Source organism: Bradyrhizobium sp. USDA 4510 (assembly GCF_054059095.1).
This window is the reverse complement of the sequence record NZ_JBSSBT010000001.1, coordinates 6,296,954-6,323,479: the sequence shown is the minus strand read 5'-3', so window position 1 is coordinate 6,323,479 and position 26,526 is coordinate 6,296,954. Positions and strand designations below refer to the sequence as shown.

At 65.6% G+C, this 26,526-nt stretch carries 25 protein-coding genes and 1 pseudogene; 12 read left to right on the top strand and 14 right to left on the bottom strand.

The window, feature by feature from the left end; translation table 11 throughout:
* Positions 1–16 precede the first annotated feature (16 nt).
* Positions 17–1,003 (bottom strand): NAD(P)-dependent oxidoreductase, encoded by a 987-nt coding sequence (locus ACVMDN_RS29475; protein ID WP_141340730.1) that lies wholly within the window; start codon positions 1,001–1,003, stop codon positions 17–19.
* A 186-nt stretch (positions 1,004–1,189) separates the two neighbouring features.
* Here ACVMDN_RS29475 and ACVMDN_RS29470 point away from each other — a divergent pair, with 186 nt between their 5' ends.
* Together ACVMDN_RS29470 and ACVMDN_RS29465 are read left to right on the top strand one after the other, a co-directional pair.
* The gene (locus tag ACVMDN_RS29470) at positions 1,190–2,125 is read left to right on the top strand and encodes a LysR substrate-binding domain-containing protein (protein ID WP_229193443.1); all 936 of its coding nucleotides are present in this window, start codon (positions 1,190–1,192) and stop codon (positions 2,123–2,125) included.
* A gap of 187 nt (positions 2,126–2,312) precedes the next feature.
* Positions 2,313–2,663: a hypothetical protein gene (locus ACVMDN_RS29465; protein ID WP_057017007.1), complete on the top strand. Its 351-nt coding sequence runs from the start codon at positions 2,313–2,315 to the stop codon at positions 2,661–2,663.
* Positions 2,664–2,685: 22 nt separating this feature from the next.
* Here ACVMDN_RS29465 and ACVMDN_RS29460 read toward each other — a convergent pair.
* A pseudogene (locus tag ACVMDN_RS29460) lies at positions 2,686–3,581 on the bottom strand (LysR family transcriptional regulator).
* A 117-nt stretch (positions 3,582–3,698) separates the two neighbouring features.
* Between ACVMDN_RS29460 and ACVMDN_RS29455 the strand changes: the two are divergent.
* A complete protein-coding gene (locus ACVMDN_RS29455; RefSeq protein ID WP_141340732.1) occupies positions 3,699–4,577 on the top strand; it encodes an NmrA/HSCARG family protein in 879 nt (292 codons plus the stop codon).
* A gap of 223 nt (positions 4,578–4,800) precedes the next feature.
* Here the strand turns inward: ACVMDN_RS29455 and ACVMDN_RS29450 are convergent, their stop codons facing one another.
* The 3 genes from ACVMDN_RS29450 to ACVMDN_RS29440 all read right to left on the bottom strand — a co-directional run bounded on the left by ACVMDN_RS29450 (position 4,801) and on the right by ACVMDN_RS29440 (position 7,217).
* Positions 4,801–5,511 carry a type 1 glutamine amidotransferase gene (locus ACVMDN_RS29450; RefSeq protein WP_141340733.1) on the bottom strand — a complete coding sequence of 237 codons (711 nt, stop codon included), beginning with the start codon at positions 5,509–5,511 and terminating at the stop codon, positions 4,801–4,803.
* A gap of 85 nt (positions 5,512–5,596) precedes the next feature.
* Positions 5,597–6,535, bottom strand: a complete 939-nt coding sequence (locus ACVMDN_RS29445) for a hypothetical protein (protein ID WP_456835858.1) — start codon at positions 6,533–6,535, stop codon at positions 5,597–5,599.
* A 193-nt stretch (positions 6,536–6,728) separates the two neighbouring features.
* Positions 6,729–7,217, bottom strand: coding sequence for an Lrp/AsnC family transcriptional regulator (locus ACVMDN_RS29440; RefSeq protein WP_057017008.1), 489 nt, complete (start codon positions 7,215–7,217; stop codon positions 6,729–6,731).
* A gap of 126 nt (positions 7,218–7,343) precedes the next feature.
* Here ACVMDN_RS29440 and ald point away from each other — a divergent pair, with 126 nt between their 5' ends.
* Entirely contained in the window at positions 7,344–8,459 is a 1,116-nt protein-coding gene (gene ald, locus ACVMDN_RS29435) for an alanine dehydrogenase (RefSeq protein ID WP_141340735.1), read from the top strand.
* Between the two features lie 244 nt (positions 8,460–8,703).
* Here the strand turns inward: ald and ACVMDN_RS29430 are convergent, their stop codons facing one another.
* Positions 8,704–9,492 carry an IclR family transcriptional regulator gene (locus tag ACVMDN_RS29430; protein WP_141340736.1) on the bottom strand — a complete coding sequence of 263 codons (789 nt, stop codon included), beginning with the start codon at positions 9,490–9,492 and terminating at the stop codon, positions 8,704–8,706.
* 145 nt (positions 9,493–9,637) lie between these two features.
* Here ACVMDN_RS29430 and leuC point away from each other — a divergent pair, with 145 nt between their 5' ends.
* The 6 genes from leuC to ACVMDN_RS29400 are packed head-to-tail and all read left to right on the top strand — an operon-like array spanning position 9,638 to position 15,585.
* Positions 9,638–11,041, top strand: a complete 1,404-nt coding sequence (gene leuC, locus ACVMDN_RS29425) for a 3-isopropylmalate dehydratase large subunit (protein WP_141340737.1) — start codon at positions 9,638–9,640, stop codon at positions 11,039–11,041.
* A 3-nt stretch (positions 11,042–11,044) separates the two neighbouring features.
* Positions 11,045–11,695, top strand: a complete 651-nt coding sequence (leuD, locus tag ACVMDN_RS29420; protein WP_456834802.1) for a 3-isopropylmalate dehydratase small subunit — start codon at positions 11,045–11,047, stop codon at positions 11,693–11,695.
* A complete protein-coding gene (leuB, locus tag ACVMDN_RS29415) occupies positions 11,692–12,825 on the top strand; it encodes a 3-isopropylmalate dehydrogenase (RefSeq protein ID WP_141340766.1) in 1,134 nt (377 codons plus the stop codon). Before leuD ends, leuB begins: the two co-directional genes overlap by 4 nt.
* Entirely contained in the window at positions 12,825–13,886 is a 1,062-nt protein-coding gene (locus ACVMDN_RS29410; protein WP_456834803.1) for an ABC transporter substrate-binding protein, read from the top strand. The genes leuB and ACVMDN_RS29410 overlap by 1 nt, the downstream gene beginning before the upstream one ends.
* The gene (locus ACVMDN_RS29405) at positions 13,883–14,716 is read left to right on the top strand and encodes an ABC transporter ATP-binding protein (RefSeq protein WP_141340740.1); all 834 of its coding nucleotides are present in this window, start codon (positions 13,883–13,885) and stop codon (positions 14,714–14,716) included. Before ACVMDN_RS29410 ends, ACVMDN_RS29405 begins: the two co-directional genes overlap by 4 nt.
* Positions 14,713–15,585: an ABC transporter permease gene (locus ACVMDN_RS29400; protein WP_141340741.1), complete on the top strand. Its 873-nt coding sequence runs from the start codon at positions 14,713–14,715 to the stop codon at positions 15,583–15,585. Before ACVMDN_RS29405 ends, ACVMDN_RS29400 begins: the two co-directional genes overlap by 4 nt.
* Positions 15,586–15,634: 49 nt before the next feature.
* Here the strand turns inward: ACVMDN_RS29400 and ACVMDN_RS29395 are convergent, their stop codons facing one another.
* Complete coding sequence (locus tag ACVMDN_RS29395; protein ID WP_168857282.1) at positions 15,635–15,811, bottom strand: hypothetical protein; 177 nt, start codon at positions 15,809–15,811, stop codon at positions 15,635–15,637.
* Between the two features lie 218 nt (positions 15,812–16,029).
* Here ACVMDN_RS29395 and ACVMDN_RS29390 point away from each other — a divergent pair, with 218 nt between their 5' ends.
* Both ACVMDN_RS29390 and ACVMDN_RS29385 read left to right on the top strand, forming a co-directional pair.
* Positions 16,030–16,287, top strand: coding sequence for a hypothetical protein (locus ACVMDN_RS29390; protein WP_141340742.1), 258 nt, complete (start codon positions 16,030–16,032; stop codon positions 16,285–16,287).
* A 92-nt stretch (positions 16,288–16,379) separates the two neighbouring features.
* Entirely contained in the window at positions 16,380–17,885 is a 1,506-nt protein-coding gene (locus ACVMDN_RS29385) for a CYTH and CHAD domain-containing protein (protein WP_141340743.1), read from the top strand.
* Positions 17,886–17,913: 28 nt separating this feature from the next.
* Here ACVMDN_RS29385 and ACVMDN_RS29380 read toward each other — a convergent pair whose 3' ends face one another.
* The 7 genes from ACVMDN_RS29380 to ACVMDN_RS29350 all read right to left on the bottom strand — a co-directional run bounded on the left by ACVMDN_RS29380 (position 17,914) and on the right by ACVMDN_RS29350 (position 26,418).
* Positions 17,914–18,087 (bottom strand): hypothetical protein, encoded by a 174-nt coding sequence (locus ACVMDN_RS29380; protein WP_309143757.1) that lies wholly within the window; start codon positions 18,085–18,087, stop codon positions 17,914–17,916.
* A gap of 93 nt (positions 18,088–18,180) precedes the next feature.
* Positions 18,181–19,722: a galactarate dehydratase gene (gene garD, locus ACVMDN_RS29375; RefSeq protein ID WP_141340745.1), complete on the bottom strand. Its 1,542-nt coding sequence runs from the start codon at positions 19,720–19,722 to the stop codon at positions 18,181–18,183.
* A gap of 188 nt (positions 19,723–19,910) precedes the next feature.
* The gene (locus ACVMDN_RS29370) at positions 19,911–21,359 is read right to left on the bottom strand and encodes an aldehyde dehydrogenase family protein (RefSeq protein ID WP_141340746.1); all 1,449 of its coding nucleotides are present in this window, start codon (positions 21,357–21,359) and stop codon (positions 19,911–19,913) included.
* Positions 21,360–21,377: 18 nt separating this feature from the next.
* On the bottom strand, positions 21,378–22,733 hold the full coding sequence (gudD, locus tag ACVMDN_RS29365) for a glucarate dehydratase (RefSeq protein WP_141340747.1): 1,356 nt from the start codon (positions 22,731–22,733) through the stop codon (positions 21,378–21,380).
* A gap of 43 nt (positions 22,734–22,776) precedes the next feature.
* Positions 22,777–23,718 (bottom strand): 5-dehydro-4-deoxyglucarate dehydratase, encoded by a 942-nt coding sequence (gene kdgD, locus ACVMDN_RS29360; RefSeq protein ID WP_076826062.1) that lies wholly within the window; start codon positions 23,716–23,718, stop codon positions 22,777–22,779.
* A 126-nt stretch (positions 23,719–23,844) separates the two neighbouring features.
* Positions 23,845–24,750, bottom strand: a complete 906-nt coding sequence (locus ACVMDN_RS29355; RefSeq protein WP_141340767.1) for a LysR substrate-binding domain-containing protein — start codon at positions 24,748–24,750, stop codon at positions 23,845–23,847.
* Positions 24,751–25,080: 330 nt separating this feature from the next.
* Positions 25,081–26,418 carry an MFS transporter gene (locus ACVMDN_RS29350; RefSeq protein WP_253638799.1) on the bottom strand — a complete coding sequence of 446 codons (1,338 nt, stop codon included), beginning with the start codon at positions 26,416–26,418 and terminating at the stop codon, positions 25,081–25,083.
* Positions 26,419–26,526 lie beyond the last annotated feature (108 nt).

Here is a 26,526-nt window from a genome sequence, read left to right as displayed (position 1 = left end):
GCCGTTTCTGCGAGATTTAAGGCGCGTCGAGTGCCGCCGGGTTGACCACATTGGCGCGATCGATGTCGCGTTGCGTGAGGACAGCTGCGATGTTGCGCGCGGCCTCGACGCCGGTCCGCGTGATCGATGCGCCGGTTTGGGCTGCGATATGCGGCGTCACGATCAGGTTCGGCGCCTGCAGGATCGGCCTGTCTTTCGCCGGCGGCTCCTCCGCCAGCGTGTCGAGGCCGGCACCGGCGAGATGGCCGATGCGCAGCGCCGCGCACAGCGCGTCCTCGTCGACCAGCGCGCCGCGCGCGGTGTTGATCAGGAGGGAGCCGGGCTTCATGGCGTTGAGCCGCCCGGCATCGATCATGCCGCGCGTCGCATCGGTCAGCGGCGCGTGCAGGCTGACGATGTCGGAGACCGCAAGCAGCTCGGCGAGATCGGCGGCTTCGCGCGCCAGCGCCGGATCGACACGGCCGCTGCTCCGGCCGAGCGCGACGACGCTCATGCCGAGCGCGGCCGCCGCGCGGGCGACGTGCCGGGCGATGCGACCGAAGCCGACCAGGCCGATCGTGCGGCCGCGGATTTCGCGGCCGCGATAGGTGGCGCGGTCCCAGGCGCCGGAATGGGTTCGCGCGTTCAGGCTGACGACGTCGCGCCCGAGCGCGAGGATTAATGCGATGGTGTGCTCGGCAACCGCAGGCGCATTCGCGTCGCCCGCGACCATCACCAGCACGCGCCTGGCGGTTGCGGCATCGATATCGACGCTGTCGATGCCGGCGCCGTGCTTTGCGATCACGCGCAGGTGCGGATTGCCGGCGATGGTGGCGGCGGAGAACACCGGATTGCCGCGCATCAGGATCGCCTGCGTCGGCGCCCGCGCCATCTCATGCGCGAGACGCTCAGGCGTGACGGCATCGCGCATCAGCACGACATCTGCACCGATCTCGCTGAGGACATTGACGGCGGCCGGCGCGAGGCTGTCGCCGGTGACGAGAACGCGAAACGGAACGGTCATCTTCTATCGTCCGCTGCGATATTGCATGGCTGACCCGCTGCGAGCGCCGCGCCGTCGTGTCTGAACCTGACGCATTTCGCGCGCTTCTCCCTTGGAGGACTGGTGATTTCGCGCGAAGATCGGGAAACGGCCCCGTGAGGTCAAATACCTTGTTGACCCCCGACTTATAGGGAATCGGAATAAGCGATGGATTACAGGCAGCTTCGTTACTTCATCGCGGTAGCCGAAGAGCTCAGCTTCAGCCGCGCCGCCAAACGCTTGCATGTCAGCCAGCCGCCGCTGAGCACGCAGATCAAGGCGATGGAGGAAGAGCTCGGCACGCGCCTGTTGGCGCGGACGCGGCGCGCGGTGGAACTGACGCAAGCCGGACAATTGCTGCTGGAACATGCGCGGCGCGCGGTCAGCGAGCTTGATCTGGCGTCGGAGACGGTGCGCCGTGCGGCGCGCGGCGAGGCCGGCATGATCCGCGTCGGCTTCACCGGCTCGGTCCCGATGCTCGACATGTTCGCCGAGCTGTTCCGCAGCTTTCGCGCCAGCTATCCGCGGGTGAAGATCGAACTCCGGCACATGTCGACGGCAACGCAGCTGCGCGCGCTTGCCGACGCCGAACTCGATGTCGCGATTATGCGCCCGCCGCTCGATTTCAGGCCGGCGGCCGATCTGCAGGTCCATGTGGTTTGGCGCGACCGGCTGATGGTGTTCCTGCCGCTGGATCATCCGCTGGCCGGCGCGAAGGGCGCGCTCGAGATGGCCAACCTTGCCGAGCATGAATTCGTCGGTATGGCCGAGAGCGGCTGCGGTGTCGGTGATCAGGCCGCGATGCTGTGCCGGCGGGCGGGCTTTGCCCCGCGCGTGGTGCAGGAGGCGCATGAACTGCGCACCGTGCTCAGCCTGGTTGCGGCCGGGATCGGGCTGTCGATCCTGCCGTCGTGCTACCAGCAGGCTGGCGTGATGAATGTGGTGGCGAAGCCGCTGGACACGCCGGATGCGGAGAGCCGCATGCTGGTGGCGATGCGCTCCAACGCCTCGCTGCTGCCGCGCCGGTTCGTCGAATGCGCGCTGCAGGCAGCGTCGCGCAGCGCACCGCCGCTTGTTCCGGAGGTTGCGGCAGTGAGTCGTTGATCGTGCCGCACGCCCTATACTTTCGTCGGCCGTAGTCTTCCGGCATCCCGTCTGGCCCTGCTCTTGCATCGTTCAATGTCAGGTGCTGGGGCGCGGATGTGTCGTGCTCTCGCCTGCGGCGGCAGCGTCGCAGGCGAGCAGTCTGTGACGCGCCCGCAGCTGGACAGACGCTTACGGAGACGACGACATGCACGCCATCACGCGTGCGGCACTGCTGCTCGGGACGATGTGGCTGACATCGCCGACCCTGGCGCGGGACGACGGCCGCTACGCCAATTCACCGCTGAAACCCTGGTTTGAAAGCCTGCACAGCGGCTATGGACAATGCTGCTCGGATGCCGACGGCTATGTGGTCGCCGATCCCGACTGGGAGTCGGATCATGGCCACTATCGCGTGCTCATCGACAATGAATGGGTTGTCGTGCCCAACGAGGCGGTGATCACCGAGCCGAACAAGGTCGGGCGCACCATGGTGTGGAAGCACTATATCGACGGCCACCCGCGCGTGCGCTGCTTCATGCCGGGCAGCATGACCTGAGGCGCATCGTCCGGGCTGCAACTCAGGCCGGCGGGACGAACACCCGGTTCGGGAACGCCTGCTCGACGACGTCGAGAAACGCGCGAACCTTTGCGCCGACCAGCCGTCGCGAGCTCTGCAGCGCCCAGACCTCGATCGGAGGTCTGGCATCCGTTCCCCAATAGGCGAGCCGCCCCGCGGCAATGTCGTCATCGACCAGCAGCTTCGGCAGCAGGGCCGCGCCGGCGCCTGCGAGCACAGCATCGCGCATCATCAGCATCGATGAGAGACGCAGCACCGCCCGTGGCCTGAGCGTGATCTCTTCGCGTTCATTCCGGATGTGCCAAAGCGTGTCCGGCGGCGTCTGCGACATCAGAACGGCATCGACGGAGACGCCATTCGGATCGCGCGCGGCGGTCGTCGGCCATTGTCGATCGGGATGCGCCACGACGAGCAGTTCGTCGCTGAGGAAGCGGCAGCCGACCAGACGTTCATCCGCTGACGGGTTGATGCGGATGACGAGGTCATAGCCGTCCTCGACCGGGTCGACCAGGCGATCCTCGCGACGATCTCGAGCTGGACGTCGGGATAGGCGTGCGCAAAGCGCGCACCGATCCGGCCGAACGCGACATGGGCGAGCAAGACCGGCGCACTGACCCGCAAGCGGCCGCGCGGCGTCGACGCGCCGAGCACCACGGCTTCGCCGGCCTCGGCGATGTCGGACAGCGGACCGCTGGTACGCTCGTGCAGCGCGCGGCCCTCATCGGTCCGTCGCAGACTCTGCGAACCCCGCTCGATCAAGCGGACGCCGAGACTCTGTTCCAGTTCGGCGACGCGTCGGGACAGCGTGGCCTTGGCCCGTCCGGAAGCCCGGCTGGCGCGGCCGAGCCCGCCATGCGCGGCCACCAGATTGAAATCGGCGAGTGCCTGAAGGTCCATCGAACTGTTCCATATTCGAAACGGCCTGTTCAGATAATGCCATCTCCAAAGGAAAATTGGAACGTCTAGCTTCTCCGCAGCGGCAGACGATCTGCCGCAACAAAGGAGTTATTCGACATGACCATTCTGGTGACAGGCAGCACGGGCACCATCGGCACCCAGGTTCTCAATCATCTCGCCGGCCAGGGCGTCGAGGTTCGGGCCCTGACGCGTTCGCCCGGCAAGGCGCAATTTCCGCAGCACGTGACGGCGGTTCGCGGCGATCTTGCCGACGTGGATTCGGTCCGCGCGGCGCTCATTGGCGTCAGCACGCTGTTCCTGCTGGTGCCGAACGCCGCCGACGAACTGACGCAGGCGATGCTGACGCTGACCGCCGCACGCGAGGCCGGCGTCAAGGGCATCGTCTATCTCTCGGTGTTCAAGGGCGAGGCCTATGCCGACGTGCCGCATTTCGCCGGCAAGCACACGGTCGAGCGGATGATCGAGGCGCTCGATCTTCCCGCGACTGTCCTGCGTCCGGCCTATTTCATCCAGAACGATCTTCGGCTGAAGGAGCCGCTGCTGAACTTCGGCGCCTACGGCATGCCGATCGGCGCGAAGGGCATCTCGATGGTCGACATCCGCGATATCGGCGAGGCGGCCGCGATCGAGTTGCTGCGCCGCGAGCGCGCGTCCGCACCGCTGGGCCGCGAGACCTACGCGCTGGTCGGCCCCGACGTCGTGACCGGCGAGGGCGTGGCTGCGATCTGGCGCGATGAGCTTGGCCGCGCGGTCAGCTATGGCGGGGACGATCTCGCGGCGATGGAGCAGCGTTTCAAGGCAGCGATGCCGGCATGGCTCGCGCTCGACATGCGCCTCATGTTTGGCCGGTACCAGAGCGACGGCGCGGTCGCGACGGCCGACCAGCTGGCACGCCTGACGAAGCTGCTCGGCCGCGCGCCGCGGGCCTATCGCGATTTCGCCCGCGACGCCGCCGCGCAGTGGCACAAGGGCTAGCTGCGAATGAAGGCTTTACAGCGAAGCAAGCGCTTCCTTCAGCTCTCCCCCGCGTGCGGGGAGAGGTCGCATCGCATCGAAGATGCGATGCGGGTGAGGGGGGAGCCTCCGCGAATTTTTCTGGCTCCGTTGACGTGGTGACAGCCCCTCACCCCAACCCTCTCCCCGTAAGAACGGGGCGAGGGAGCGCAGTTCCGTTGCGGCCGCCAAGCGAACACGATGTCTAGTTGCTACGGCGCACGAGGAAGCGCGTGATCACGCCGCCAAGCGTGGCGTGGTCGAGCGGTTCGGTGAGCGAAGTCTTGGCGGCTTCGATCAGGGCATCCGGCGCGAGGCCGCGGCGCAGGTCGCACAGCGCGTCGGCATAGTCGGCGGTGAATTCCGGATGCGGCTGCACCGACAGCGTCGTGCCGTTGGCGTAGAGCAGGGCGGCGTGCGGCGTGAACCCGGACGACAGGATGGTGCGCGCTGAGGCGGGCGGGTCGACCACTTGGTCCTGATGCGAGCAGGCGACGGCGATCGTCTCGCCGTCGATCAGCCCGTTGTCCGGCGCGATCCGATAGACATGGCGCCCGATGCCCCAGCCTTTCTCGGATTTGCGCACCGTGCCGCCGAGCGCCTGCGCGATCAGCTGATGGCCGAAGCAGACGCCGACAGTCGGAATGCGCTTGTCATGGGCCGTGCGCACGAAGGCTTCGAGCGGCGCGATCCACGCGACGTCGTCGTAGACGCCGGCGGCCGATCCCGTGATCAGGATCGCATCCAATGCGACCGGATCCGGCAGCGTCTCGCCATTGGCGAGGCTGACGACGTCGCAGCCAACAGATGGATCGGCGGTCGCCACCATCCGCTGAAACATCTGCGGATAGCTGCCGTGGCGCTCGCGGGCTTGCGGGTTGACGAGCCCGGTTTCGATGATGGTGATGCGGGGCATGGAACGCGCTGACGGATGAGCGGGGACGCCTCAGCCTTTACTCCGAAAGCACTGGCGGCGACAAGCCGCGCGCGGCGGTCGCCGATCAATTCCGCGACGGTACCGCCGCGTCGATCGTGGCGGTGTGCTGCGCTGTCGGCGCCGGCGTCGTTGCGACGATCACGGGCTCGGTGCGGTAGCGCGGCAGCTGATCCTCGAGCGAGTAGCCGACGCAGAGCGCGAGGCTCGACCAGACCGCCATGCTGAAATACAGCGACATCCAGGCGATCTCCTCGCGCCACTCGGCGATGTCGTGGGTCACGACCCAGCGCCGGCTGACGTCGCGCAAGCCTTCCAGCGGATGCAGCAGCGTGCCGCCGGCGGCGAGGTTGGCGCGCCAGCGATTCAGATACATCGGGATGTCGACGGTCATCAGGAAGGCGAGGAAGCCGGCGATGCCGACGATCGCGACGACGAAGGCCCAGCGCACCGGGCCATGAAACTTCGGCAGCAGCCGGCACAGCGCGATCCCGACCAGGAAGAACACAACCGCCCAGATCGAGTTCTCGATCGCGTTGCAGAGATAATGGGTGGTCAGCACCGCATACCAGGAAAAGCATTCCGCGATCACGATCAGCGGCACGATGATCCAGGCGATGTTCACGGTGGTCTCGGCGCCGGTCATGGTGCCGAGCTGATGCAGGATGATCGCCCATTGCGCGGCGAAGCAGACCTCTGCGACGGTGGCGACGGTGCGGCCGACCACGACGCTCGACAGCCAGGTGTCGAACAGGCAGATGCGCTGCACGTCGGCGCGCGGCAGGACCGAGCGGAAGGCACAGCCGAACACATAGGCCGCGCACAGCAGCATCATCAGGCCGATGCCCGAGGTGTTGCTGAAGCTGCCATTGGCCTGTTCATTGAACTGGCGGTAGAGCGCGAACCAGACCGCGATGTTGGCGGCGCTGACGAGGCTCAAGAAGCCCCACCACCGGACCACTGGATTTGACCAAGCCAGCGAAACCGGCCGTGCCCGCCACTCCATGCTCATTCACCGCTCCGCGTGTAACCGAATTGATATTGAACTGTAGCAATTCTGTCATAGACGGCGGCGAATCACGAACTAAAAATTGCGTGTGGGAGCGAGCCGGGCAGATCCGATTGTGACAGTGCCCGATTGTGACAGTGTCCGATTGTGACAGTGCGCGATTGTGACAGTGCGTGGTGGTGCGTGACCGTCAGCCGCGCAGCGCGGTCTCGGGAATGGTGCGGCGGACCACCTCGCGCATCGCGAAGCTGGAATGGATGCGGGCGACGCCCGGCATCCGCGACAGATGCTGCTTGTGGATGCGCTCGAAGTCGGCGATGTCCCGGGCGATCACCTGCAGATGATAATCGTCGCTGCCCGACATCAGATGGCAGGACACGACGTCGGGACAGCGTGCGATCGCGGCCTCGAAGGCTGCCAGATAATCCTCGCTCTGCTTCTCCAGCGTGATGGTGACGACGACGGTGGTCACGAGTCCAAGCGTTGATGGTTCGAGGTCGACGCGATAGCCGCGGATCACGCCGATCTCCTCAAGATGGCGGATCCGCCGCGCGCAGGCGGTCGGCGACAACCCGACTTTCTCGGCAAGCTCGATCTGGCTGGCGCGGGCATCGCTGACCAGCTCGGCGAGGATCCTGAGGTCGATACGATCGAGACCGTCCACGCAGATTTCCTTCAAGAGCTGAGCGGAATGCGAAGGATATGGGCGTATTTTGCTGTGAGCAAGCCGGAAATCGCCGAGAAACGCCATGTGACGGGGCATAGCCTTGACGACGGCGGAAACGAATCCTTCAAGGAGCGGACCATGCGCATCGGCGTGCCCAAGGAAATCAAGGTCGAGGAGTATCGGGTCGGGCTGACGCCTGACTCGGTGCGGGAATATGTGGCGCACGGCCACGAGGTCGTGGTCCAGCGCGGCGCCGGTGACGGCATCGGTGCCGGCGACGACGTCTACACGCAGGCCGGCGCGCGGATCGCCGATACCGCCGAAGAGGTGTTTTCCGTCGCCGAGATGATCGTGAAAGTGAAGGAGCCGCAGCCGTCCGAATGGATCAGGCTGCGCGAGGGACAGATCCTCTTCACCTATCTGCATCTCGCGCCCGATGTGCCGCAGACCGCGGGTCTGATCGCCTCCGGCTGCACGGCGGTGGCCTATGAGACGGTGACCGACGCACAAGGTGGACTGCCGCTGCTCGCGCCGATGAGCGAAGTCGCCGGCCGGCTCGCGATCGAGGCCGCGGGCGCCGCGCTGCGCAAATCCGCCGACGGCATGGGCAAGCTGCTCGGTGGCGTGCCCGGCGTTCCGCCGGCGCGGGTTGCGATCATCGGTGGCGGCGTGGTCGGCACCCATGCGGCGCGGATGGCGGCAGGCCTTGGCAGCGAAGTCACCATTCTCGACCGCTCGTTGCCGCGGCTGCGCGCGCTCGACGACCTCTTCCTCGGCCGCGTCCGCACCCGTTACGCCACGCTGGAAGCGATCGAGCAGGAGGTCTTCGCGGCTGATGTTGTGATCGGCGCGGTGCTGGTGCCGGGCGCCAGCGCGCCAAAGCTGGTGTCGCGCGCGCAGCTTGCAGGCATGAAACGCCGCGCGGTGCTGGTCGACGTCGCGATCGACCAGGGCGGCTGCTTCGAGACCTCGAAGCCGACCACGCATCAGGCGCCGACTTACCTCGTTGATGACATCGTGCATTATTGCGTCGCCAACATGCCGGGCGCGGTGCCGGTCACCTCGAGCCACGCGCTCAACCACGCCACGCTACCGTTCGGGCTGGCGCTGGCATCGAAGGGGCTGCGCGCGCTGGTCGAGGATCCGCATCTGCGCGCCGGCCTCAACGTGCATCGCGGCCGCATCACCAACCGCGCCGTCGCCGAAAGCCAGCATCTGTCGGCCGTGATGCCGGAAGAAGCGCTGGCGTCGTAGGAAATTCGAAAGATCTAACTGCAGCGCGGGTCCCAACCTCCCCTTCAAAAGGGGAGGTCGCTTTGCTCGCCAGAGCAAAGCGGGTGGGGATCAACTCTCTCCACATAGAGCGTCGCCTGCGGCTGACCCCCATCCCGACCTTCCCCCTCAGGGGGGAGGAGAAGACAGATATTTAGTCCGAATGCTTCGCTTCATCCGGGCTACGGCTCCGTCATCCGCACGACGCGTTATGCGTCCCAAGAGGTCATTTCTCAACGAATTTTGGCCCGGCTTCATCTGTCAATTCCTTCAGCCGGCTCTGCATGACTTCAATGATGCGCGCGCGCTTTGCCGCGATACGTTCGATGGGGCCGCCGATGCCGATAGCCAGCGGAGCGCGTCGCTTTGGCAGGGGAACGAGCATGCCTATTGTGTTTGCGCCTGGCGTCGTGCGGCCGCCTGTCTCGGAAAAGCCGCGGCGGCGAATGCGCTCGACCTCTTCGAGAAAGGCGGATTCGCGAACGCGCGCCGACTGACTCGGCTCCTCGGCATTGTTGCGCCGGATAATGCCGCGAATTTTGGTGTTCGGCATTTGGCTCAGCAGCACATGTCCGAGCGCGGTCCGCACCATCGGTCGTATTTGACCGGCTTGTGCCGTGTACTGAAGCTGAGAGCCGCCGGGGACAACGTGCAGATATTGCATCCCGGCGGCGCCGGCCTGTTGTCCGAGCATAACGGTTTCGCCGCCCGTCGCGGTCCAGAGTTCCTCCATCAGATCGGTGAGCTTGGTATCACGGAACGGGGAACGACGGATCCAGTCACCCAGCAAATTGACCCGGTAGCTCGGGATGAAGAGCCGGGTCTTTCGCTCGTATTCCAGGTAGTTCAATTCAACGAGACATCGAAGCAACACTGACGTGCTCGACTGGGGCATCTCCAGCGCGGACGATATTTCGGTCACGGAAGCAGCCCGCTTTGTTTTCCGAAAGAACTCCAGAACTGCAAACGTCCGCATGGCCGATTTGACGATGGCCGTCTTATTCGGATTCGGCATGGCTGGCTCCTCGGTGGGTCAAGTACCGCACCTCCATCACATATGTGATGTTAGGGCAAAACTGCTTCACTTGACGACAACTTTGGCCCAGATTGGCGCCAATAAGATCAAGCCGCATGGAAACGCACAGAGCAGGGGAAGGCGGATGCCCGGCCGAAGTTTGCTCGAGAAGATCTGGGACCAGCATGTCATTGCTCGCCTCAGCGAAGACACAGACCTCCTTCATATCGACCGCCATCTGCTGCACGATCTCGGCGGCTCGCGCGGCCTGCTCGATCTCAAGAGCCGGGGCCTCAATGTCCACAATCCCGAACTGACCTTTGCAACGCCGGATCACGCGCTGTCGACGGCGCCGGGCCGCGCCGGAACCAGCAAGATCGGACTGGAATTGCTGGCGGCGCTGCGGGTCGAGACCTCGGCGAGCGGCATCACGCTGTTCGACGTCGATCAGCCCGGCCAGGGCATCGTCCACGTCATCGGTCCGGAGCTCGGCCTGAGCCTGCCGGGCGCGACCATCGTCTGCGGCGACAGCCACACCTGCACCCATGGCGGCTTGGGGGCGCTCGCCTTCGGCATCGGGTCGAGCGAGCTCACCCATGTGCTGGCGACGCAGGCGCTGATCCAGCGCCGCCCGAAGACGATGCGCGCGCGCTTCGAGGGTAAGCTGCCGCTCGGCGTCACCGCCAAGGACATGATCCTGGCGCTGATCGGCCATATCGGCGCCGCCGGCGGCACCGGCTATGCGGTCGAATATGCCGGCAGTGCGATCCGCGCGCTGCCGATCGAGGGCCGGCTCACGATCTGCAACCTCTCGATCGAGCTCGGCGCCAAGATGGGAATGGTGGCACCGGACGAGAAGACGTTCGAATTCCTCCGCGGCCGTCCCTATGCGCCGCAAGGCGAGATGTGGGATCTCGCGGTGAAAGCGTGGCGCGAACTGCCGAGCGATCCCGACGCGGTGTTCGACCGCGAGGTCGTGATCGATGTCGAGAAGATCATCCCGCAGGTGACCTGGGGCATCAGCCCCGAGCACGTCGTCGGCGTCGACGGCGTGATTCCCGACCCGAAGGCGGTCGACGATCCCTTGCGGCGCGCCGCGATCGAGACTGCGCTCGAGTATATGGGCCTGCAAGGCGGGGCGCCGATCGCGGGCACGCCGGTCGATTGGGTGTTCATCGGCTCCTGCACCAACAGCCGGCTCAGCGATCTGCGCGCCGCGGCCGAGGTCGCGCGCGGCCGCAAGGTCGCGGCCGGGGTCCGCGCCTGGGTGGTGCCGGGTTCCGAGAACGTCAAGCGCGAGGCGGTCGCCGAAGGGCTCGACAAGATCTTTATCGACGCCGGCTTCGAGTGGCGCGAGCCGGGCTGCTCGATGTGCCTGGCCGCTAATGGCGAGGTGGTGGCGCCCGGGCAGCGCTCGGTCTCGACCTCGAACCGCAATTTCGTCGGCCGGCAGGGGCCGCGCGCGCGGACGCATCTGGCGAGCCCCGCGAGCGCCGCGGCATCCGCGATTGCCGGCGCGATCGCCGATGTCAGGATGATGGGACGCTAGAGCATGCCAAAGCCGTTCGACAAGCTCACCGCAACCGCCGCGCCGATCATGCGCGGCAATATCGATACCGACGTCATCATCCGCATCGAGCGGCTGGTGGGCAATTCGATCCGCGGCACGCTCGGTAAATGGGCGTTCGGCTCGCTGCGCTATCTGCCCGACGGCTCGGAGAATCCGGAGTTCATCCTGAACCGCGAGCCGTACCGCGAGGCGGAGATTTTGGTGACCGGGCCGAATTTCGGCTGCGGCTCCTCGCGCGAGGGCGCGGTGTGGTCGCTGCAGGAGCGCGGCATCCGCGCCATCATCGGCTCCGGCTTCGGCGACATCTTCTTCGCCAACTGCTTCCAGAACGGAATCCTGCCCGTCATCGTCGACAAGGCGGTGGTCGATCAGCTTGCCGCCGACATCGAGGCGACGCAGGGCGCGGGCAAGGTCTCGATCGACCTCGAGGCCCAGACCGTCGTCTCGCCGTCGGGCGCGCGGCATTCGTTCGAGATCGATCCGCGGCGGCGCGAGGGGCTATTGAAGGGGCTCGACGAGGTGGCGCTGACGCTGCAGCGCGACGACGAGATCGGCGCCTTCCAGGCCTCCGACCGCGCGGCGCGGCCATGGATTCATTCGACAACGACACCCGCTTCAAGGACACCGGCATGAGCACGCAATCCAATATGGTCAAGGTCGCCGTCGTCGGCGGCGAGGGCATCGGCCCCGAGGTCACCGCGCAGTCGCGCCGCGTGCTCGACTGGTTCGCGGCGAAGCGCGGCGTTCCGATGACGCTGCGCGAGGCGCAATACGGCCTGATCCCGTATCTGGCGACCGGCAAGGTGCTGCCCGAGGACACCGCCGAGGCGATGGACGAGGCCGATGCGATCCTGTGGGGTGCGACCGGCGGGCCGGAGACCACCGAAGTGCCGGCCGCGGCACGCAAGGCCGGCAGTCTGCTCGGCCTGCGCAGCAAATACGATCTCTATGCCAATCTGCGGCCGATCGTGGCGAGCCCGGCCCTGTCGGCCTCCGCGCCACTCAAGGCCGAGGTGCTCGACGGCGTCGATTTCGTCATCATCCGCGAATTGACCAGCGGCATCTATTTCGGCGAGCCGCGCGGCATCGAGACGCTGCACGACGGCCAGCGCCGCGGCTTCAACACCGAGCAATACACCACGAACCAGATCCGCCGCGTGGCGCGCTCGGCCTTCGAGCTGGCGCGGACCCGGCGCAACAAGGTCTGCTCGGTCGACAAGGCCAATGTGCTGGAGACCAGTGTGGTCTGGCGCGAGGAGGTGATCAAGCTGCACAAGGAGGAGTTCTCCGATGTCGAGCTGACCCATCTCTATGTCGACAACGCCGCGATGCAGATCGTGCGCGAGCCGCGGCAGTTCGACGTGATGGTGACCGGCAACATCTTCGGCGACATCCTGTCGGACTGCGCGGCGATGGCTTCGGGCTCGCTCGGCATGCTGCCGTCGGCCTCGCTCGGCCCGGTCGATCGCTTCGGCCGGCGCAAGGCGCTCTATGAGCCGGTGCATGGCAGCGCGCCCGACATCGCGGGCAAGGGCATCGCCAATCCGCTCGGTTCGATCCTGAGTGTCGCGATGCTGCTGCGCCTGACGCTGAACCGGCCGGAGGACGCCGACCTGCTCGAGAAGGCGGTGCAGGCCGCGCTGGCCTCCGGCGCCCGCACGGCCGATATCGCCGAGGCCGGGGCGAAAAAGCTGTCGACTGTCCAGATGGGCGATGCGGTGCTCGGCGCACTCGACAGGATCTCGGCCAAGGAGCACGCGTGATGGCGCGCCTCACCATGCCCCACATTTCAAGGCGATCGGCGCTGACGGTCATCGCCGCCGGCGGCGCCGCGCTGGCGACCGGGCGTGCGTGGGCGCAGGCGGCCGCGGGCCGCGCGATCTATCCGGTCGCGGTGCCAGTCTATCAGACGCAGTTCGTCGCCGACCGTATAGGCTACTTCAAGGAGGCCGGGCTCGACTGCAAGCTGGTGCAGGGCGGCAGCGGCGTGAAGACCCGCGAGATCATAGCCTCGTCGCAGGGCGATATCGGCATCGGCGACGTCACCCATCCGATGCAGCTGACCAATCACGGCCGCGCCGCGCGCGTGCTGTTGCCGGTCGACACGCGATCGAACTCGGTGATGTTCATTATCCGCAAGGACCTGAAGGACCAGGGCATCAACTCGCTGGAGGCGTTCACGCAATGGAAGCGGCCCGATGGCCGCAAGCCGATCGTCTCGGTCTCCTCGCTCGGCGGCACCAACCATGTCTGGTCGTCCTACTATATGGAAACCATGGGGCTTGACGACAAGGTGACCTGGATCGGCACCGGCAATGTCGACACCATGCTGGGATCGCTGAAGTCGAAGCAGGTCGATATCCTCGCCAGCTCGCTGTCGCTGTTGAACGAGGCACAGCAGCAGGGCTGGGGCGAATTGCTGTTCGATGGCACCGACGAGGCGATCTGGAACAAGCATATCGGCGGCAAGGTGCCGGTCACGGCGCATTTCACGCTGCAAGCCACCATCGACAAGGACCCCGCCAAGATGCAGGCCTACGTCACCGCGCTGTGGCGGGCCTCGCAGTGGATCAAGACCCACAAGCCGACCGAGGTCTACGACGCCATCGAGCCCTATGTCGGCAGCACCTCGCGAGAGGCCAATCTGCTGGAGATTACGTCGATCCAGAAGGTCGCGGACTATGAGGGCTCGATCGACGCCGCGAGCTTCGCTCGCGGCGAGAAGGTCTGGTTTCGCGAGATGACCGGCATCAAGCCGCTCAAGATCGCCGACGTGGTCAATTCCAACCTGATCGAAGCGGCGCGAAAGGCCTATCCGGGTTGAGCGCGCTCGAGACAAGCGCAACCGTATCGCCGCGCGCCTCGGCCGATCGCCGCGTCGAGGTCAAGGGCCTGAGCAAGTCGTTCCAGCTCGCCAAAACCACGATCGAGGCCGTGCGCGACGTGACCTTCGACGTCCGCCGCGGCGAGTTCGTCGCGCTGCTCGGGCCGTCGGGCTCCGGCAAGAGCACCGTGCTCAACATGATCGCCTCGCTGATCCGCCCGACCGGCGGCGAGATCCTGATCGACGGCAAGCGCGTCGTCGCCGGCAAGGCGACGCCCAACGTCGGCTACGTGTTCCAGCGCGACACGCTGTTTCCGTGGCGGACCGTCGGCGACAATATCGGCTACGGGCTGGAGCTATCAGGCGTGCCGGCTCACGAACGGAAGGAGCGCATCGCCGAATGCGTCGCGCAAGCCGGCCTGAAGGGATTCGAGAACGCCTATCCGTCGGCGCTGTCGGGCGGCATGCGCCAGCGCGCGGCGCTGATGCGGACGCTGATCGTCGAGCCGCAGATTCTCCTGATGGACGAGCCGTTCGGCGCGCTCGACACCCACACCAAGATCGACATGCACGAGGTGCTGCTCCGGATCTGGGAGCGCGAGCAGCAGACCGTGCTGTTCGTGACCCACGATCTCGGCGAGGCGTTGACATTGGCCGACCGCATCATCCTGTTCTCGGCGCGGCCGGGCCGGATCAAGGACATGTTCGAGGTCGATTTCGACCGCCCGCGCGATGCGGTGAAGGTGCGCGAAACCCCGCATTATGCCGAGCTGTTCCAGCACATCTGGCATTCGCTGGGCGAGGAATTCGTCAGGGGCCGCAGCATATGAAGAGGTACGGCACGCTCGGCACGGTCGGCTGGCAGGTCCTGATCTGCGCAGTCGTGCTGTCGGTCTGGCAATGGGGCTACGACCTCCGCACCAAACTGCCCTGGCTGGTGCCCGACCTGCTCGATCCCTACTTCATCTCGAAGCCGTCGATGATCTTCGACAACTTCCTGATCCAGAGCTGCCTGACCTCGAAGCTCGGCGCCTTCAACAGCTGGTTCAACGGCGACTTCGGAAAGTGCCTGGCGCGCAACGAGAACAACCTCTGGGCCGCGACCGCCATCACCCTGAAGAACACTTTCTTCGGCTTCGTCACCGGCGTTGTCAGCGGCTTCATCGCGGGGCTGATCCTGGGACGATCCGACCGCCTGAGCGCGATCTTTCAGCCCTTCATCACCGCGGTGAACTCGATCCCGCGGATCGCGCTGGCGCCGATCATCGTGCTAGCATTCGGGATCGGCGACATGTCGAAGATCGTGACGTCCTGGATCGTCGTCGTGTTCCTGGTGTTCTTCAACACTTTCGAGGGCGCGCGCTCGATCGACGAAGGCTTCGCCAACGCCGCGCGGCTGCTCGGCGCCAGCGAATGGCAGATCACCCGGACGGTGGTGATCCCCTCGACGATGGCCTGGGTGTTCGCTTCGCTGACGCCTGCGATCTCCTTCGCGCTGATCGGCGTGATCGTCGGCGAGTTCATCGGCGCCGAGCGCGGCATCGGTCGCCTCATCATCGAATCGGAGGCGCGCGGCGAGGCCTCGGGCATGATGGTTGCTGTCGTGGTGCTGATGCTGGTCGGTGTGGTGCTGTCGGCGATCATCTGGCGGCTGCAGGCCTATCTGTTGCGCTGGCAGCGGCAACGCAGCGCCGAATAGGCCGCGGGGCCGTGGCGACGTCGCATTTGCCGCCACGGCTGGCCCGGATCTAGGCTGCATTTTCCGATGGCGAGGTCTCGCCGTCGAGCCAGTCCTGTTCCTTTGCCAGCGCGCGCCAAGCCGCTTCCATTCGCTTGAAGCGATTGTAGGTCGGCCCGTCGTCGGCACGCTCGGCAAGTTGCGCGCAGTTCTCCGCATTATCGCGGAAGTGCTGTGACTGTTTCATGGAACGTCCTCCTATTAGTTAAGGACGTGGGACATCAATTCAGGCTATTCAACGCGTGGAACATGGGTATTTCGCCACACAGATGAATGCCTGTTCAGCGAGTTCCCGGTGCGATATTTCGCAACTGAGCGTGAGCAATTGCAGCACGGTCGATACAGGAACGGTGCGTCGCACTCGACGTTCCTCCTTCACGTCGCAACTGGAGGAGGAGAGACGGCATGAGGACGTATCTGCTAACCGCGGCCATGGTGACCGCGATCGCATCGCCTGTGTTCGCCGATGATATCGGTGTCCGCGCAGGTCCCGTCGGCGCAGGCGTAACGGTTGGTCGGGCACCCGAATATCGCGATCGCGATCGTGATCGCACCACGGTGATCAAGGAGCGTGAGCCGCGCCATGACCGGACCACGGTCATCAAGAAGCGGGACGAATTCGGCAATCGCAGCAAGACCGTCATCCATAACGACGACGATTGACGCCAACTCAGGCGATCTTGTGTGAGCATGAACGTCCGTCGCTGACCTCGTCACGGCGGACGTTTGCTTGGTGCCCCAGGCATGGAGCGACGATGGCGGCCGAGACGGAGCTCAAATTCCACGTTCCCGCGCGCAAGCTCAAGGGACTGAAGAAACCGCTGGTCGCCGGCAGCAAGAGCGGTGCACCATCCGAGAGCGATCTCGTCTCGACCTATTTCGACACCGCGAAGCACAAGCTCAAGCGGCACGGACTGACGTTGCGCGTGCGGCGGGATGGCGGCAACTATGTTCAGACTATCAAGTCGGGAGCGGGTCCGCAGTTTGAACGGGGCGAATGGGAGACTGACCTAGCGGACGGAAACCTCAACCTCGACAAGGCCAAAGGTACGCCGCTTGAAGGACTCACGTCTGGCAGGCTGCGTCGCAAGCTGAAACCGGTATTCGAGACGTCAGTGCGGCGTATCACCGTGCCGCTGCGGACCAAACGCAGCGAGATCGAACTCGCGATCGATCGCGGCTACACCACGGCCGGGCACCGTTCGCGCCGAATCGACGAGGTCGAACTCGAACTCAAGAGCGGCCGCCCGCTCGACCTGTTCCGGGTCGCAAGGGCGCTGGAGCGGAAGGCGGCAGCGGAGCTCGATCTGCGCTCGAAAGCCGAACACGGCTATGAACTTGCCGATGGCGAGGAGCATGTCGTCGTCTCCGCCGGGAGCATCGTGCTCGACGCCGGACTTACCGCCGGCGCGGCGTTCCGGGTGATCGCGCGCGCCGCGCTTCGTCACCTCTCGTCGAATGCCGAGGCCGTCCGCGAGGGCGAGGCGGAAGGCATTCACCAAATGCGGGTTGGGTTGCGGCGGCTGCGCGCCGCGATCTCGCTGTTCTCGAAGATCCTGACCGTGGCCCCGACGGAAGACATCAAGACGCAGCTGAAGTGGCTCACCAATGCGCTCGCCCCGGCGCGCGAGCTTGACGTGTTCGTCAAGGAAGATATCGAGCCAGCATCGCATGACGCGCTGCTGCGGCGCGGCGGAAAAGCGATCCGGCAGGAATTTTCCGGCCGCCGTGATCGCGCATTTGCCGGCGCGAGGCACGCGGTCAATTCGCAGCGCTATCGGTCCATGCTGATCGATACGTTGCAATGGATCGAGGCAAAGCAGACCGTTGCCGCGGAGGATGAAGGCGGTCCGATCGAGGAATTCGCCGCCGCGCTGCTGCATCGCCGCATCAGGAAGCTGCGCAAGGATGGCCGGCGTCTCGACGAGCTGTCGGCCCAGGAGCGGCACAAGGTGCGCATCAGGGCCAAGAAGCTCAGATACGCGATCGACTTCTTCGAAAGCCTGTTTCCGCGCAAGGGTGAGCGCAAGCAACTCGCGCGGCTGTCCAGGCACCTGAAGCGGGTCCAGGATGCGCTTGGCTCGCTCAACGATTTTGTCGCGCACCGCAAGCTGGCGGTCGATGCGACGCTGAAGTCCCCGCATCGGAAGGAGCGCGCCAGCGCCTTCGCCTCGGGCGTTGTGCTTGGCCGAGAGGAACAGGCGGTCAAGCCGCTGATCAAGGTCGCCGCCAGGGAAGTGCGAGGACTCGAGAAATTTTGACGAGCGTGTGGTGGCGAACTCCGGACATCTATCCCGCTGGTGATGCCCCCGATTGCCTCTCCCGCTCGGCCGCAGCGATCTGGTTGCGACATTCCTCCGCGTAGGCACGCAGGCGCTCGACGGTCAACGAGTCGATGTCAGTGCGTGCCAGCCGCTCGGCGCGGTCGGCCTGATCTCTGAGATCATCGGTTGCCCGGGTCATGTGTGCCTCCATGCCCAGACAATTTGAATCGAATTGCGACGTTCCCCGGCCGATCAGGACGTGGCTAACGGGTGGTTAAGGAGGCACGGTTGCTCAGGTCACCGGCGCCGGGTTGAACAGCGTCAGATCGTTGTGGATGCCCCAGCGGTCCGACCATGGCTTGGTGCGCCCGCTCGCGACGTCGAGGATCAGGCGGAACAGGTCCCAGCCGGTTTCCTCGATGGTCTTCTCGCCGGTGGCGATGCAGCCGGCGTCGAAATCGATCAGGTCCTTCCAGCGCCGTGCCAGCTCGCTGCGGGTCGCGACCTTGATGACAGGCGCGGCGGCCAGGCCATACGGCGTGCCGCGGCCGGTGGTGAACACCTGCAAGGTCATGCCGGAGGCGAGCTGCAGCGTGCCGCAGATGAAGTCGCTCGCCGGCGTCGCCGCAAACAGCATGCCCTTCTGCCGCGCCTTCTCGCCCGGCGACAGTACGCCCGCGATCGGGCCGGAGCCGGACTTGACGATCGAGCCGAGCGACTTTTCGACGATGTTGGCAAGGCCGCCCTTCTTGTTGCCCGGCGTGGTGTTGGCGCTGCGGTCGGCGCCGCCGCGGGCGAGATAGGCGTCATACCATTCCATCTCGCGGATCAGCGCGCGGCCGACATCCTCGTTGACGGCGCGGCGGGTTAGAAGCTGGATCGCGTCACGCACCTCGGTGACTTCCGAAAACATCACGGTCGCGCCGGCGCGCACCAGCAGGTCGGCGGCAAAGCCCACCGCGGGGTTCGCGGTGACGCCGGAGAACGCGTCGCTGCCGCCGCATTGCAGGCCGATCACAAGATCGGCGGCCGGGCAGATCTCGCGCTTGCGGGCGTTGAGCACCTTCAGCCGGGCCTCGGCCTGGGTCATGATGGCGTCGACGATGGCGCCGAAGCCGTCAAACGCTTCGTCCTGCATCCGCACGATGGCATCGCCGACGCCCTCCGGCACCAGCCGTTCCGGCGCGAGCTTCTCGCAGCCGAGGCCGACGACGAGGATCTCGCCGCCGAAGTTCGGATTGAGCGCGAGATTCTGCAGGGTGCGGATCGGCACCACGGCGTCGGGTGCGGTGATCGCGACGCCGCAGCCATAGGCGTGCGTCAACGGCACGACGTCGTCGACATTGGGATATTTCGGCAAGAGCTCGGCGCGGATGCGCTTCACGGCATATTCCATCGTGCCCTTGACGCATTGCACGGAGGAGGAGATGCCGAGGATGTTCTTGGTGCCGACCGAGCCGTCGGGATTGCGATAGCCCTCGAAGGTGAAGCCTTCGAGCGGCGGCAGCGCGGGCGGCACCGCGGTCGCGATCTCGAGCTGATCGAGCGGTGGCGCCTCGGGCATGCGGATACGGGCCTCGTCGACCCACTCACCGGCCAGGATCGGCGACAGCGCCGTGCCGATCACTTCGCCATAGCGGATGATCGGGGCGCCCTCGGCGATGTCTTCCAGCGCGGTCTTGTGGCCTTGCGGCACGAAAGCGCGCAGCGTCAGGCCCGAGGCGAAGCGGGAGCCGGCCGGCAGGCCAAAATCATTCACGACGATCGCGACATTGTCGCGCTCGTTGAGCTTGATGTAGCGGGGCTGCTCCTGGGCGCCGATCGACTGGTCCATGCCGTATTCCTCCTGGCTTCACTTCACCTCTCCCGCTTGCGGGGGAGGTCGGATCGCATCGAATGATGCGATCCGGGTGGGGGTCTCTCCACAGCATGACTCGCGGGGAGAGCCCCCACCCCAATTCTCCCCCGCAAGCGGGAGAGGGGGTGCAGCGTCTTACGCGGCTGCACTCTGTTTCAACTGCTTCAGCCCGGGAACGTGTAAGCCGTCTTCACCGTGGTGTAGAACTCGCGGGCATAGGCACCCTGTTCGCGTGCGCCGTAGCTTGAGCCTTTGCGGCCGCCGAACGGGACGTGGTAGTCGACGCCGGCGGTCGGCAGGTTGACCATCACCATGCCGGCCTCGCTGTTGCGCTTGTAGTGCGAGGCGTATTTCAGGCTTGACGTGCAGATGCCCGAGGCAAGGCCGAACTCGGTGTCGTTGGAGATCGCCAGCGCCTCTTCATAATCCTTGGCGCGGATCACGCAGGCGACCGGACCAAAGATCTCCTCGCGGGCGATCCGCATCTGGTTGGTCGCCTCGGTGAACAGCGCCGGCTGCAGATAGAAGCCGGGCGTCTCGCGGTTCAACAATTCGCCGCCCCAGTGCAGGCGGGCGCCTTCATCCTGACCGATCTTGATGTAGCGCAGGTCCTGGTCGAGCTGGCTCTGGTCGACGACCGGGCCGACATGTACGCCGCTCTTCAGCGCGTCGTCCACCGAAAGTCCCTTCATGCGCTCGGTCATCGCGGCGACGAAGCGGTCGTGAATTCCCGCGGTGACGATCAGGCGCGAGGACGCCGTGCAGCGCTGGCCGGTCGAGTAATAGGCGCCGTTGACGGCGACCTCGACCGCGACCTTCACGTCGGCGTCGTCGAGCACGACCAGCGGGTTCTTGCCGCCCATCTCGAGCTGGAACTTCTTCATGGGGTTGGAGAGCACGCAGGCCTGAGCGATCTTGCGGCCGGTCTGCACCGAGCCGGTGAAGGAGATCGCGGCGACATCGGGATGATCGAGCAGGGTCTGGCCGACCACCGAGCCCGAGCCGACCACGAGATTGAAGACCCCCGCCGGAATGCCGGAACGCGCAATGATCTCGGACAGCGCATGGGCGGAGCCCGGCACCAGCTCGGCCGGCTTGAACACCACGGCGTTGCCGTAACACAGCGCCGGCGCGATCTTCCACGCCGGGATCGCGATCGGGAAATTCCACGGCGTGATCATGCCGACAACGCCGACCGGCTCGCGGGTGATCTCGACGTCGAGGCCGGGGCGCACCGATGCGCCCTTCTCGCCCATTAGCCGCAGCGCTTCGCCGGCAAAGAACGCAAAGATCTGCCCGGCGCGCGCCACCTCGCCGATGCCTTCCGGCAGCGTCTTGCCCTCCTCGCGGGCGAGCAGGCGGCCGAGCTCTTCCTTGCGGGCGAGGATTTCGACCGAGATCCTGGTCAGCGCATCGAAGCGCTCCTGCGGCGTCGAGCGCGCCCAGGCCGGGAAGGCGGCCTTCGCCGCGGCGATCGCCTTTTCGGTCTGCGCCTTGTCGGCCTTGGCGTATTCGCCGACGACATCGCCGGTGTTGGAGGGGTTGATGTCCCGCGTGATGCCTGTTCCGTCGACCCATTCGCCGGCGATGAAGTTCTTCTGGTGAGCGGTCATGTTTCCAACCTTCCTTGTTTAGCGCACGAGGCAGGGACGCTTGTCGTCGAAGGTCCACCCCTGGATCAGGAACTGCATGGCCAGCGCGTCGTCGCGGGCGCCGAGACCATGCTGCTTGTATAGCGCGTTCGCGGCCTCGATGGCACCGCGATCGAGCTCGATGCCAAGGCCCGGCCGATCCGGAATAGCGATCTTGCCGCCCTTGATCTGCAGCGGCTGGCGCGTCAACGCCTGGCCGTCCTGCCAGATCCAGTGGGTGTCGATCGCGGTCACCTTGCCGGGCGCGGCGGCTCCGACATGGGTGAACATCGCCAGCGAAATATCGAAATGGTTGTTGGAGTGCGAGCCCCAGGTCAGGCCGTTGTCGCGGCAGGTCTGTGCCACCCGCACCGAGCCTTGCATGGTCCAGAAATGCGGATCGGCGAGCGGAATGTCGACTGCGCCGAGCCGCAGTGCGTGCGCGAGCTGGCGCCAGTCGGTCGCGATCATGTTGGTCGCGGTCGGCAGCCCGGTGGCGCGGCGGAACTCGGCCATGATCTCACGACCGGAGAAGCCGGCCTCGGCGCCGCAGGGATCCTCGGCATAGGCGAGCACGCCATGCATGTTGCTGCACAGCCGGATCGCCTCGTCGAGCGACCAGGCGCCGTTCGGGTCGAGCGTGACGCGCGCCTTCGGGAAGCGTTTTGCAATTGCGGTGACGGCCTCGATCTCCTCTTCGCCCCTGAGCACGCCACCCTTGAGCTTGAAATCGGCAAAGCCGTAATGCGCCTGCGTCGCTTCGGCGAGGCGCACGATGGCATCCGGCGTCATTGCAACCTGATGGCGCAGATCGAACCAGTCGGGCTTGCCGGTCTCGCCCTCGACGTAAGGCAGGTTGGTCTTCCTGCGGTCGCCGACGAAGAAGAGATAGCCGAGCGTCTCGACGCTGGCGCGCTGCTGGCCTTCGCCAAGCAGCGCCGCGACCGGGAGATTGAGATGCTGGCCGAGCAGGTCGAGCAGCGCGGATTCCACTGCGGTGACCGCATGGATGGTGACGCGGAGGTCGAAGGTCTGCTTGCCACGGCCGCCGGCGTCGCGATCGGCGAAGGCCTGGCGCATCGAGGCTAGGATGTTGTTGCAGGCGCCGATGGTCTGGCCGACGACGAGGTCGCTTGCGTCCTCGAGCGTCTTCTTGATCTTCTCGCCGCCCGGCACCTCGCCGACGCCGGTGTGGCCGGAGTTGTCGGTGAGGATAACGAGGTTGCGGGTGAAGAACGGCGCATGCGCGCCGCTCAGATTGAGGAGCATGCCGTCGCGGCCGGCGACCGGGATCACCTCCATCGCCGTGACAACAGGTGCGCCGGCAAAGCCGGTGCGGATCGTGTCCTGGATCATCTGCCCCTCCCTTCGTCCTTTGCAGTTTTCCTGGCCGTTCGGCTTATTCTGCCGCCTGCTGCGCGGCGGCCTGCGGCAGCTTGGCGACCAGCGCCGCGAGCTCGCCGATCTCCTGCTCGTTAAGATCGGTCAGCGGCGGCCGCACCGGGCCGGAGTAGCGGCCGATCACCTTCATGCCGGCCTTGATAATCGACACCGCATAACCCTTCCTGCGGTTGCGTATCGCGATCAGCGGCAGGATGAAATCCTTCAGGCCTGCATGGATGGTCTGATGATCGCGCCGGCGCACCGCGGCGTAGAAACCGGTGCCGAATTCGGGCACGAAATTGAACACCGCCGACGAATAGGTGGTCACGCCCATGTCGAGATAGGGCAGGGCAAAGGTCTCCGCGGTCGGCAGGCCGCCGATATAAGTCAGGCGGTCGCCGAGCCGGGTGTAGACACGGGTCATCAGCTCGATATCGCCGATGCCGTCCTTGTAGCCGACGAGGTTCGGGCAGCGCTCGCAGAGGCGCGCCAGCGTATCAGGCTGCAGGATCGCATTGTCGCGGTTGTAGACGATGACGCCGATCTTAACCGATGCGCACACCGCCTCGACATGGGCAGCGAGGCCGTCCTGCTCGGCATGCGTGAGATAGGGCGGCAGCAGCAGCAGGCCGTCGGCGCCGGCCTTCTCGGCGCCAACCGCGATCTCGCGCGCGATCGCGGTGCCGTAGCCGGTGCCGGCCAGCACGGGAACGCGGCCCTTGGTCTCGTCGACCGCGATCTTCACGACGTGGGGAACTTCACTCGGCGTCAGCGAGAAGAACTCGCCGGTGCCGCCGGCGGCGAACAGGCCGGCGACGTCATAGCCGCACAGCCAGTCCATGTTGGCGCGATAGGTCGCCTCGTCGAACGAATAGTCCGCGTTGAACGGGGTCACGGGGAAGGACAGGAGGCCGCCACCGATTCTAGCGGCCATCTCCTGAGGGGTCATCTTGCTCATGGCGCCACTCCTTGAATGTTTCTGGGAACGGGATGCGCGAGCAGCGCGCGTCCATGGCGGAATTTCTAGGGAATGGTTCGATGCGCGTCCAAGCCAAACGCGGTATCGAGCGATGCTAACTCTGCATCAATCGCCGCGCAGATGCGGCGCTGCGATTTCGGTCGCGATCTCGATCAGCGACGGCAGCAACTGGTTCTCGTGATCGCGCCGCCATACCATGAACAGCTCGACCGGCACGGGCGATCGCAGCTTCAGCGGCTTCAACTTGACGTCCGCGATCTTCAGGCTGGCGGCCGCTTCCGGCACGATCGCTACGCCAAGCCCGGCGCGCACCATAGCGAGGATCGAATGGATCTGGCTGAGATGCTGCACATAGCGCGGCAGCACGTCGGCGCGCGTGAACATCGACACCAAGAGATCGTGGAAGTAGCGCGCCTCGTAGGGCGAATACATCACGAAGGGCTGGTCGTCGAAATCCTTAATGCTCACGGTCTCGGCCGCGGCCAGCGGATGCTTCTTCGGGATCGCGGCGAGCAGCGGCTCGGCCACGACGCGCCGGCTGGCGAATTCCGGCCGCGCGATCGGCGGACGCAGCAGGCCGGCGTCGATCTGCCCGGTGGTGAGCGCCTCGAACTGATCGCCGGAGACCATCTCCTTCAGCGAAAAATCGACCTCGGGCAGGCGCGAGCGGCAGGCCGCGATCAGGTCGGGCAGGAAGCCGTAGGCGGCCGCGGCGGTGAAGCCGATCTTGAGCGAGCCGGTCTTGCCGAGCGCGATGCGGCGGGCAACCTGCGAGGCGGATTCCGCGAGCTTGAGGATGCGCCGCGCCTCGGGCAGGAAGCTGCGTCCCGCCGGCGTCAGCCGCACCGAGCGGCTGGTGCGTTCCAGCAGCGGCGCGTCGATGATGTGCTCGAGCACCTGGATCTGCCGGCTCAGCGGCGGCTGCGTCATGTTGAGCCGCGTCGCGGCGCGGCCGAAGTGCAATTCTTCGGCCACCGTGACAAAGCAGCGGAGCTGGCTCAGGTCGAACATCGATGCAAGCCCGGAATTGATCGCGCGGGGATTTGTACGTTCTAGCATCGATGCCTCCCACTGGCCAAGAAGACAAAAAAGCAGACAAAAAAGCAGACAAAGACGGCGGCCGAAGCCGCCGTTTGGTTTTCTGCTCCCTCTCCCCGTTCTTACGGGGAGAGGGTTGGGGTGAGGGGCTCTCTCTGCGCAACGGCCGCCTCGATGTGCACGCGCGATCCGAACGAGTCGGAAGGACTGTCTCTGCGGAGACGTGTTGCTTCGCCCCTCACCGAAATTCGCTGTGCGAATTTCGACCTCTCCCCGCGGAAGGCGGGGAGAGGTGAAGCGCGCTCACGCCGCCTTGAGCTGCACCCGCTTGATCTCGCCGACGATGAACAGATAGGCGATCGCCGCGACCAGCGCGTTGGCACCGACGAACACCAGCGCGCCGTTGAACGAGCCGGTGGCGGCCAGAATGTAGCCGATGACGATCGGCGTCGTGATCGAGGACAGGTTACCGAAGGTGTTGAACAAGCCGCCGGAGACGCCGCCGGCTTCCTTCGGCGAGGTGTCGGAGACGACCGCCCAGCCGAGCGCGCCGATGCCCTTGCCGAAGAAGGCGAGCGCCATGAAGCCGACCACCAGTGCCTGGCCGTCGACATAGTTGCAGGCGATGATCGACATCGACAGCAGCATGCCGCCGACGATCGGGATCTTGCGCGCCATGGTCAGCGAGCCGGTGCGGCGCAGGATATAGTCCGAGATCACGCCGCCGAGCACGCCGCCGATGAAGCCGCACAGCGCCGGCAAGGTCGCGACGAAGCCGGCCTGCAGGATCGAGAGCCCGCGCTCCTTCACCAGATAGACCGGGAACCAGGTCAGGAAGAAATAGGTCAGGGTGTTGATGCAGTATTGGCCGATATAGACGCCGAGCATCATGCGGTTGGCGAGCAATTGGCGGATGTGGTCCCAGCTGGGGCCGCTGTCCTGGGTCTTGCCGGCCTTCGCCGCGTCCATGTCGACCAGCGCGCCGCCCTGCTTGATGTAGTCGAACTCGGCCTCGTTGATCGCGGGGTGCTCCTTCGGCTCGTAGATGGTCTTGATCCAGGCAATGCCCATGACGATGCCGAGCGCACCCATCACGTAGAACACATGGCGCCAGCCATACTCATGGGCGATCCAGCCCATCAGCGGCGCGAAGATCACGGTGGCGAAATACTGCCCCGAATTGAAGAAGGCCGAGGCGGTACCGCGTTCATTGCCGGGGAACCAGGAGGCGACGATGCGGGCATTGGCCGGGAATGACGGCGCCTCGGCGATGCCGACCAGGAAGCGCAGGGCGAACAACAGGACCACGGCCGCGCCCGCGGACAGGAATCCGACCAGGCCCTGCATCGCGGTGAAGATCGACCAGACGATGATGCTGAGCGCATAGACCCATTTGGAGCCGAAGCGGTCGAGCAGCCAGCCGCACGGCACCTGGGCGACCACATAGGACCAGCCGAACGCCGAGAACACGTAGCCCATCGCGACGGGATCGAGATGCAGTTCCTTGGAAAGGGCGGGGCCGGCGATCGAGAGCGTGGCGCGATCGGCATAGTTCACGGTGGTGACGAGAAACAACATCGTCACGGTCAAGAGCCGGACGCGGGATCGCCGCGTGTCTGCGGCGGACACAATTGCGCTCATTAGCGCCTCCTCGAAAATTTCCTCGGGGTCTGTCCTAGAGAGATGACGACAATGGGTCCAAGCCGAAACGGGTATTGATCCATACCGATTTTGAATGGATCGGCCCGG

Coding starts and splice junctions, on each gene's coding strand:
- ACVMDN_RS29475 (WP_141340730.1), bottom strand. CDS start 1,003: ATGACCGTTCCGTTTCGCGTTCTCGTCACCGGCGACAGCCTCGCGCCG.
- ACVMDN_RS29470 (WP_229193443.1), top strand. CDS start 1,190: ATGGATTACAGGCAGCTTCGTTACTTCATCGCGGTAGCCGAAGAGCTC.
- ACVMDN_RS29465 (WP_057017007.1), top strand. CDS start 2,313: ATGCACGCCATCACGCGTGCGGCACTGCTGCTCGGGACGATGTGGCTG.
- ACVMDN_RS29455 (WP_141340732.1), top strand. CDS start 3,699: ATGACCATTCTGGTGACAGGCAGCACGGGCACCATCGGCACCCAGGTT.
- ACVMDN_RS29450 (WP_141340733.1), bottom strand. CDS start 5,511: ATGCCCCGCATCACCATCATCGAAACCGGGCTCGTCAACCCGCAAGCC.
- ACVMDN_RS29445 (WP_456835858.1), bottom strand. CDS start 6,535: ATGGAGTGGCGGGCACGGCCGGTTTCGCTGGCTTGGTCAAATCCAGTG.
- ald (WP_141340735.1), top strand. CDS start 7,344: ATGCGCATCGGCGTGCCCAAGGAAATCAAGGTCGAGGAGTATCGGGTC.
- ACVMDN_RS29430 (WP_141340736.1), bottom strand. CDS start 9,492: ATGCCGAATCCGAATAAGACGGCCATCGTCAAATCGGCCATGCGGACG.
- leuC (WP_141340737.1), top strand. CDS start 9,638: ATGCCCGGCCGAAGTTTGCTCGAGAAGATCTGGGACCAGCATGTCATT.
- leuD (WP_456834802.1), top strand. CDS start 11,045: ATGCCAAAGCCGTTCGACAAGCTCACCGCAACCGCCGCGCCGATCATG.
- leuB (WP_141340766.1), top strand. CDS start 11,692: ATGAGCACGCAATCCAATATGGTCAAGGTCGCCGTCGTCGGCGGCGAG.
- ACVMDN_RS29410 (WP_456834803.1), top strand. CDS start 12,825: ATGGCGCGCCTCACCATGCCCCACATTTCAAGGCGATCGGCGCTGACG.
- ACVMDN_RS29400 (WP_141340741.1), top strand. CDS start 14,713: ATGAAGAGGTACGGCACGCTCGGCACGGTCGGCTGGCAGGTCCTGATC.
- ACVMDN_RS29395 (WP_168857282.1), bottom strand. CDS start 15,811: ATGAAACAGTCACAGCACTTCCGCGATAATGCGGAGAACTGCGCGCAA.
- ACVMDN_RS29390 (WP_141340742.1), top strand. CDS start 16,030: ATGAGGACGTATCTGCTAACCGCGGCCATGGTGACCGCGATCGCATCG.
- ACVMDN_RS29385 (WP_141340743.1), top strand. CDS start 16,380: ATGGCGGCCGAGACGGAGCTCAAATTCCACGTTCCCGCGCGCAAGCTC.
- ACVMDN_RS29380 (WP_309143757.1), bottom strand. CDS start 18,087: ATGACCCGGGCAACCGATGATCTCAGAGATCAGGCCGACCGCGCCGAG.
- garD (WP_141340745.1), bottom strand. CDS start 19,722: ATGGACCAGTCGATCGGCGCCCAGGAGCAGCCCCGCTACATCAAGCTC.
- ACVMDN_RS29370 (WP_141340746.1), bottom strand. CDS start 21,359: ATGACCGCTCACCAGAAGAACTTCATCGCCGGCGAATGGGTCGACGGA.
- gudD (WP_141340747.1), bottom strand. CDS start 22,733: ATGATCCAGGACACGATCCGCACCGGCTTTGCCGGCGCACCTGTTGTC.
- kdgD (WP_076826062.1), bottom strand. CDS start 23,718: ATGAGCAAGATGACCCCTCAGGAGATGGCCGCTAGAATCGGTGGCGGC.
- ACVMDN_RS29355 (WP_141340767.1), bottom strand. CDS start 24,750: ATGTTCGACCTGAGCCAGCTCCGCTGCTTTGTCACGGTGGCCGAAGAA.
- ACVMDN_RS29350 (WP_253638799.1), bottom strand. CDS start 26,418: ATGAGCGCAATTGTGTCCGCCGCAGACACGCGGCGATCCCGCGTCCGG.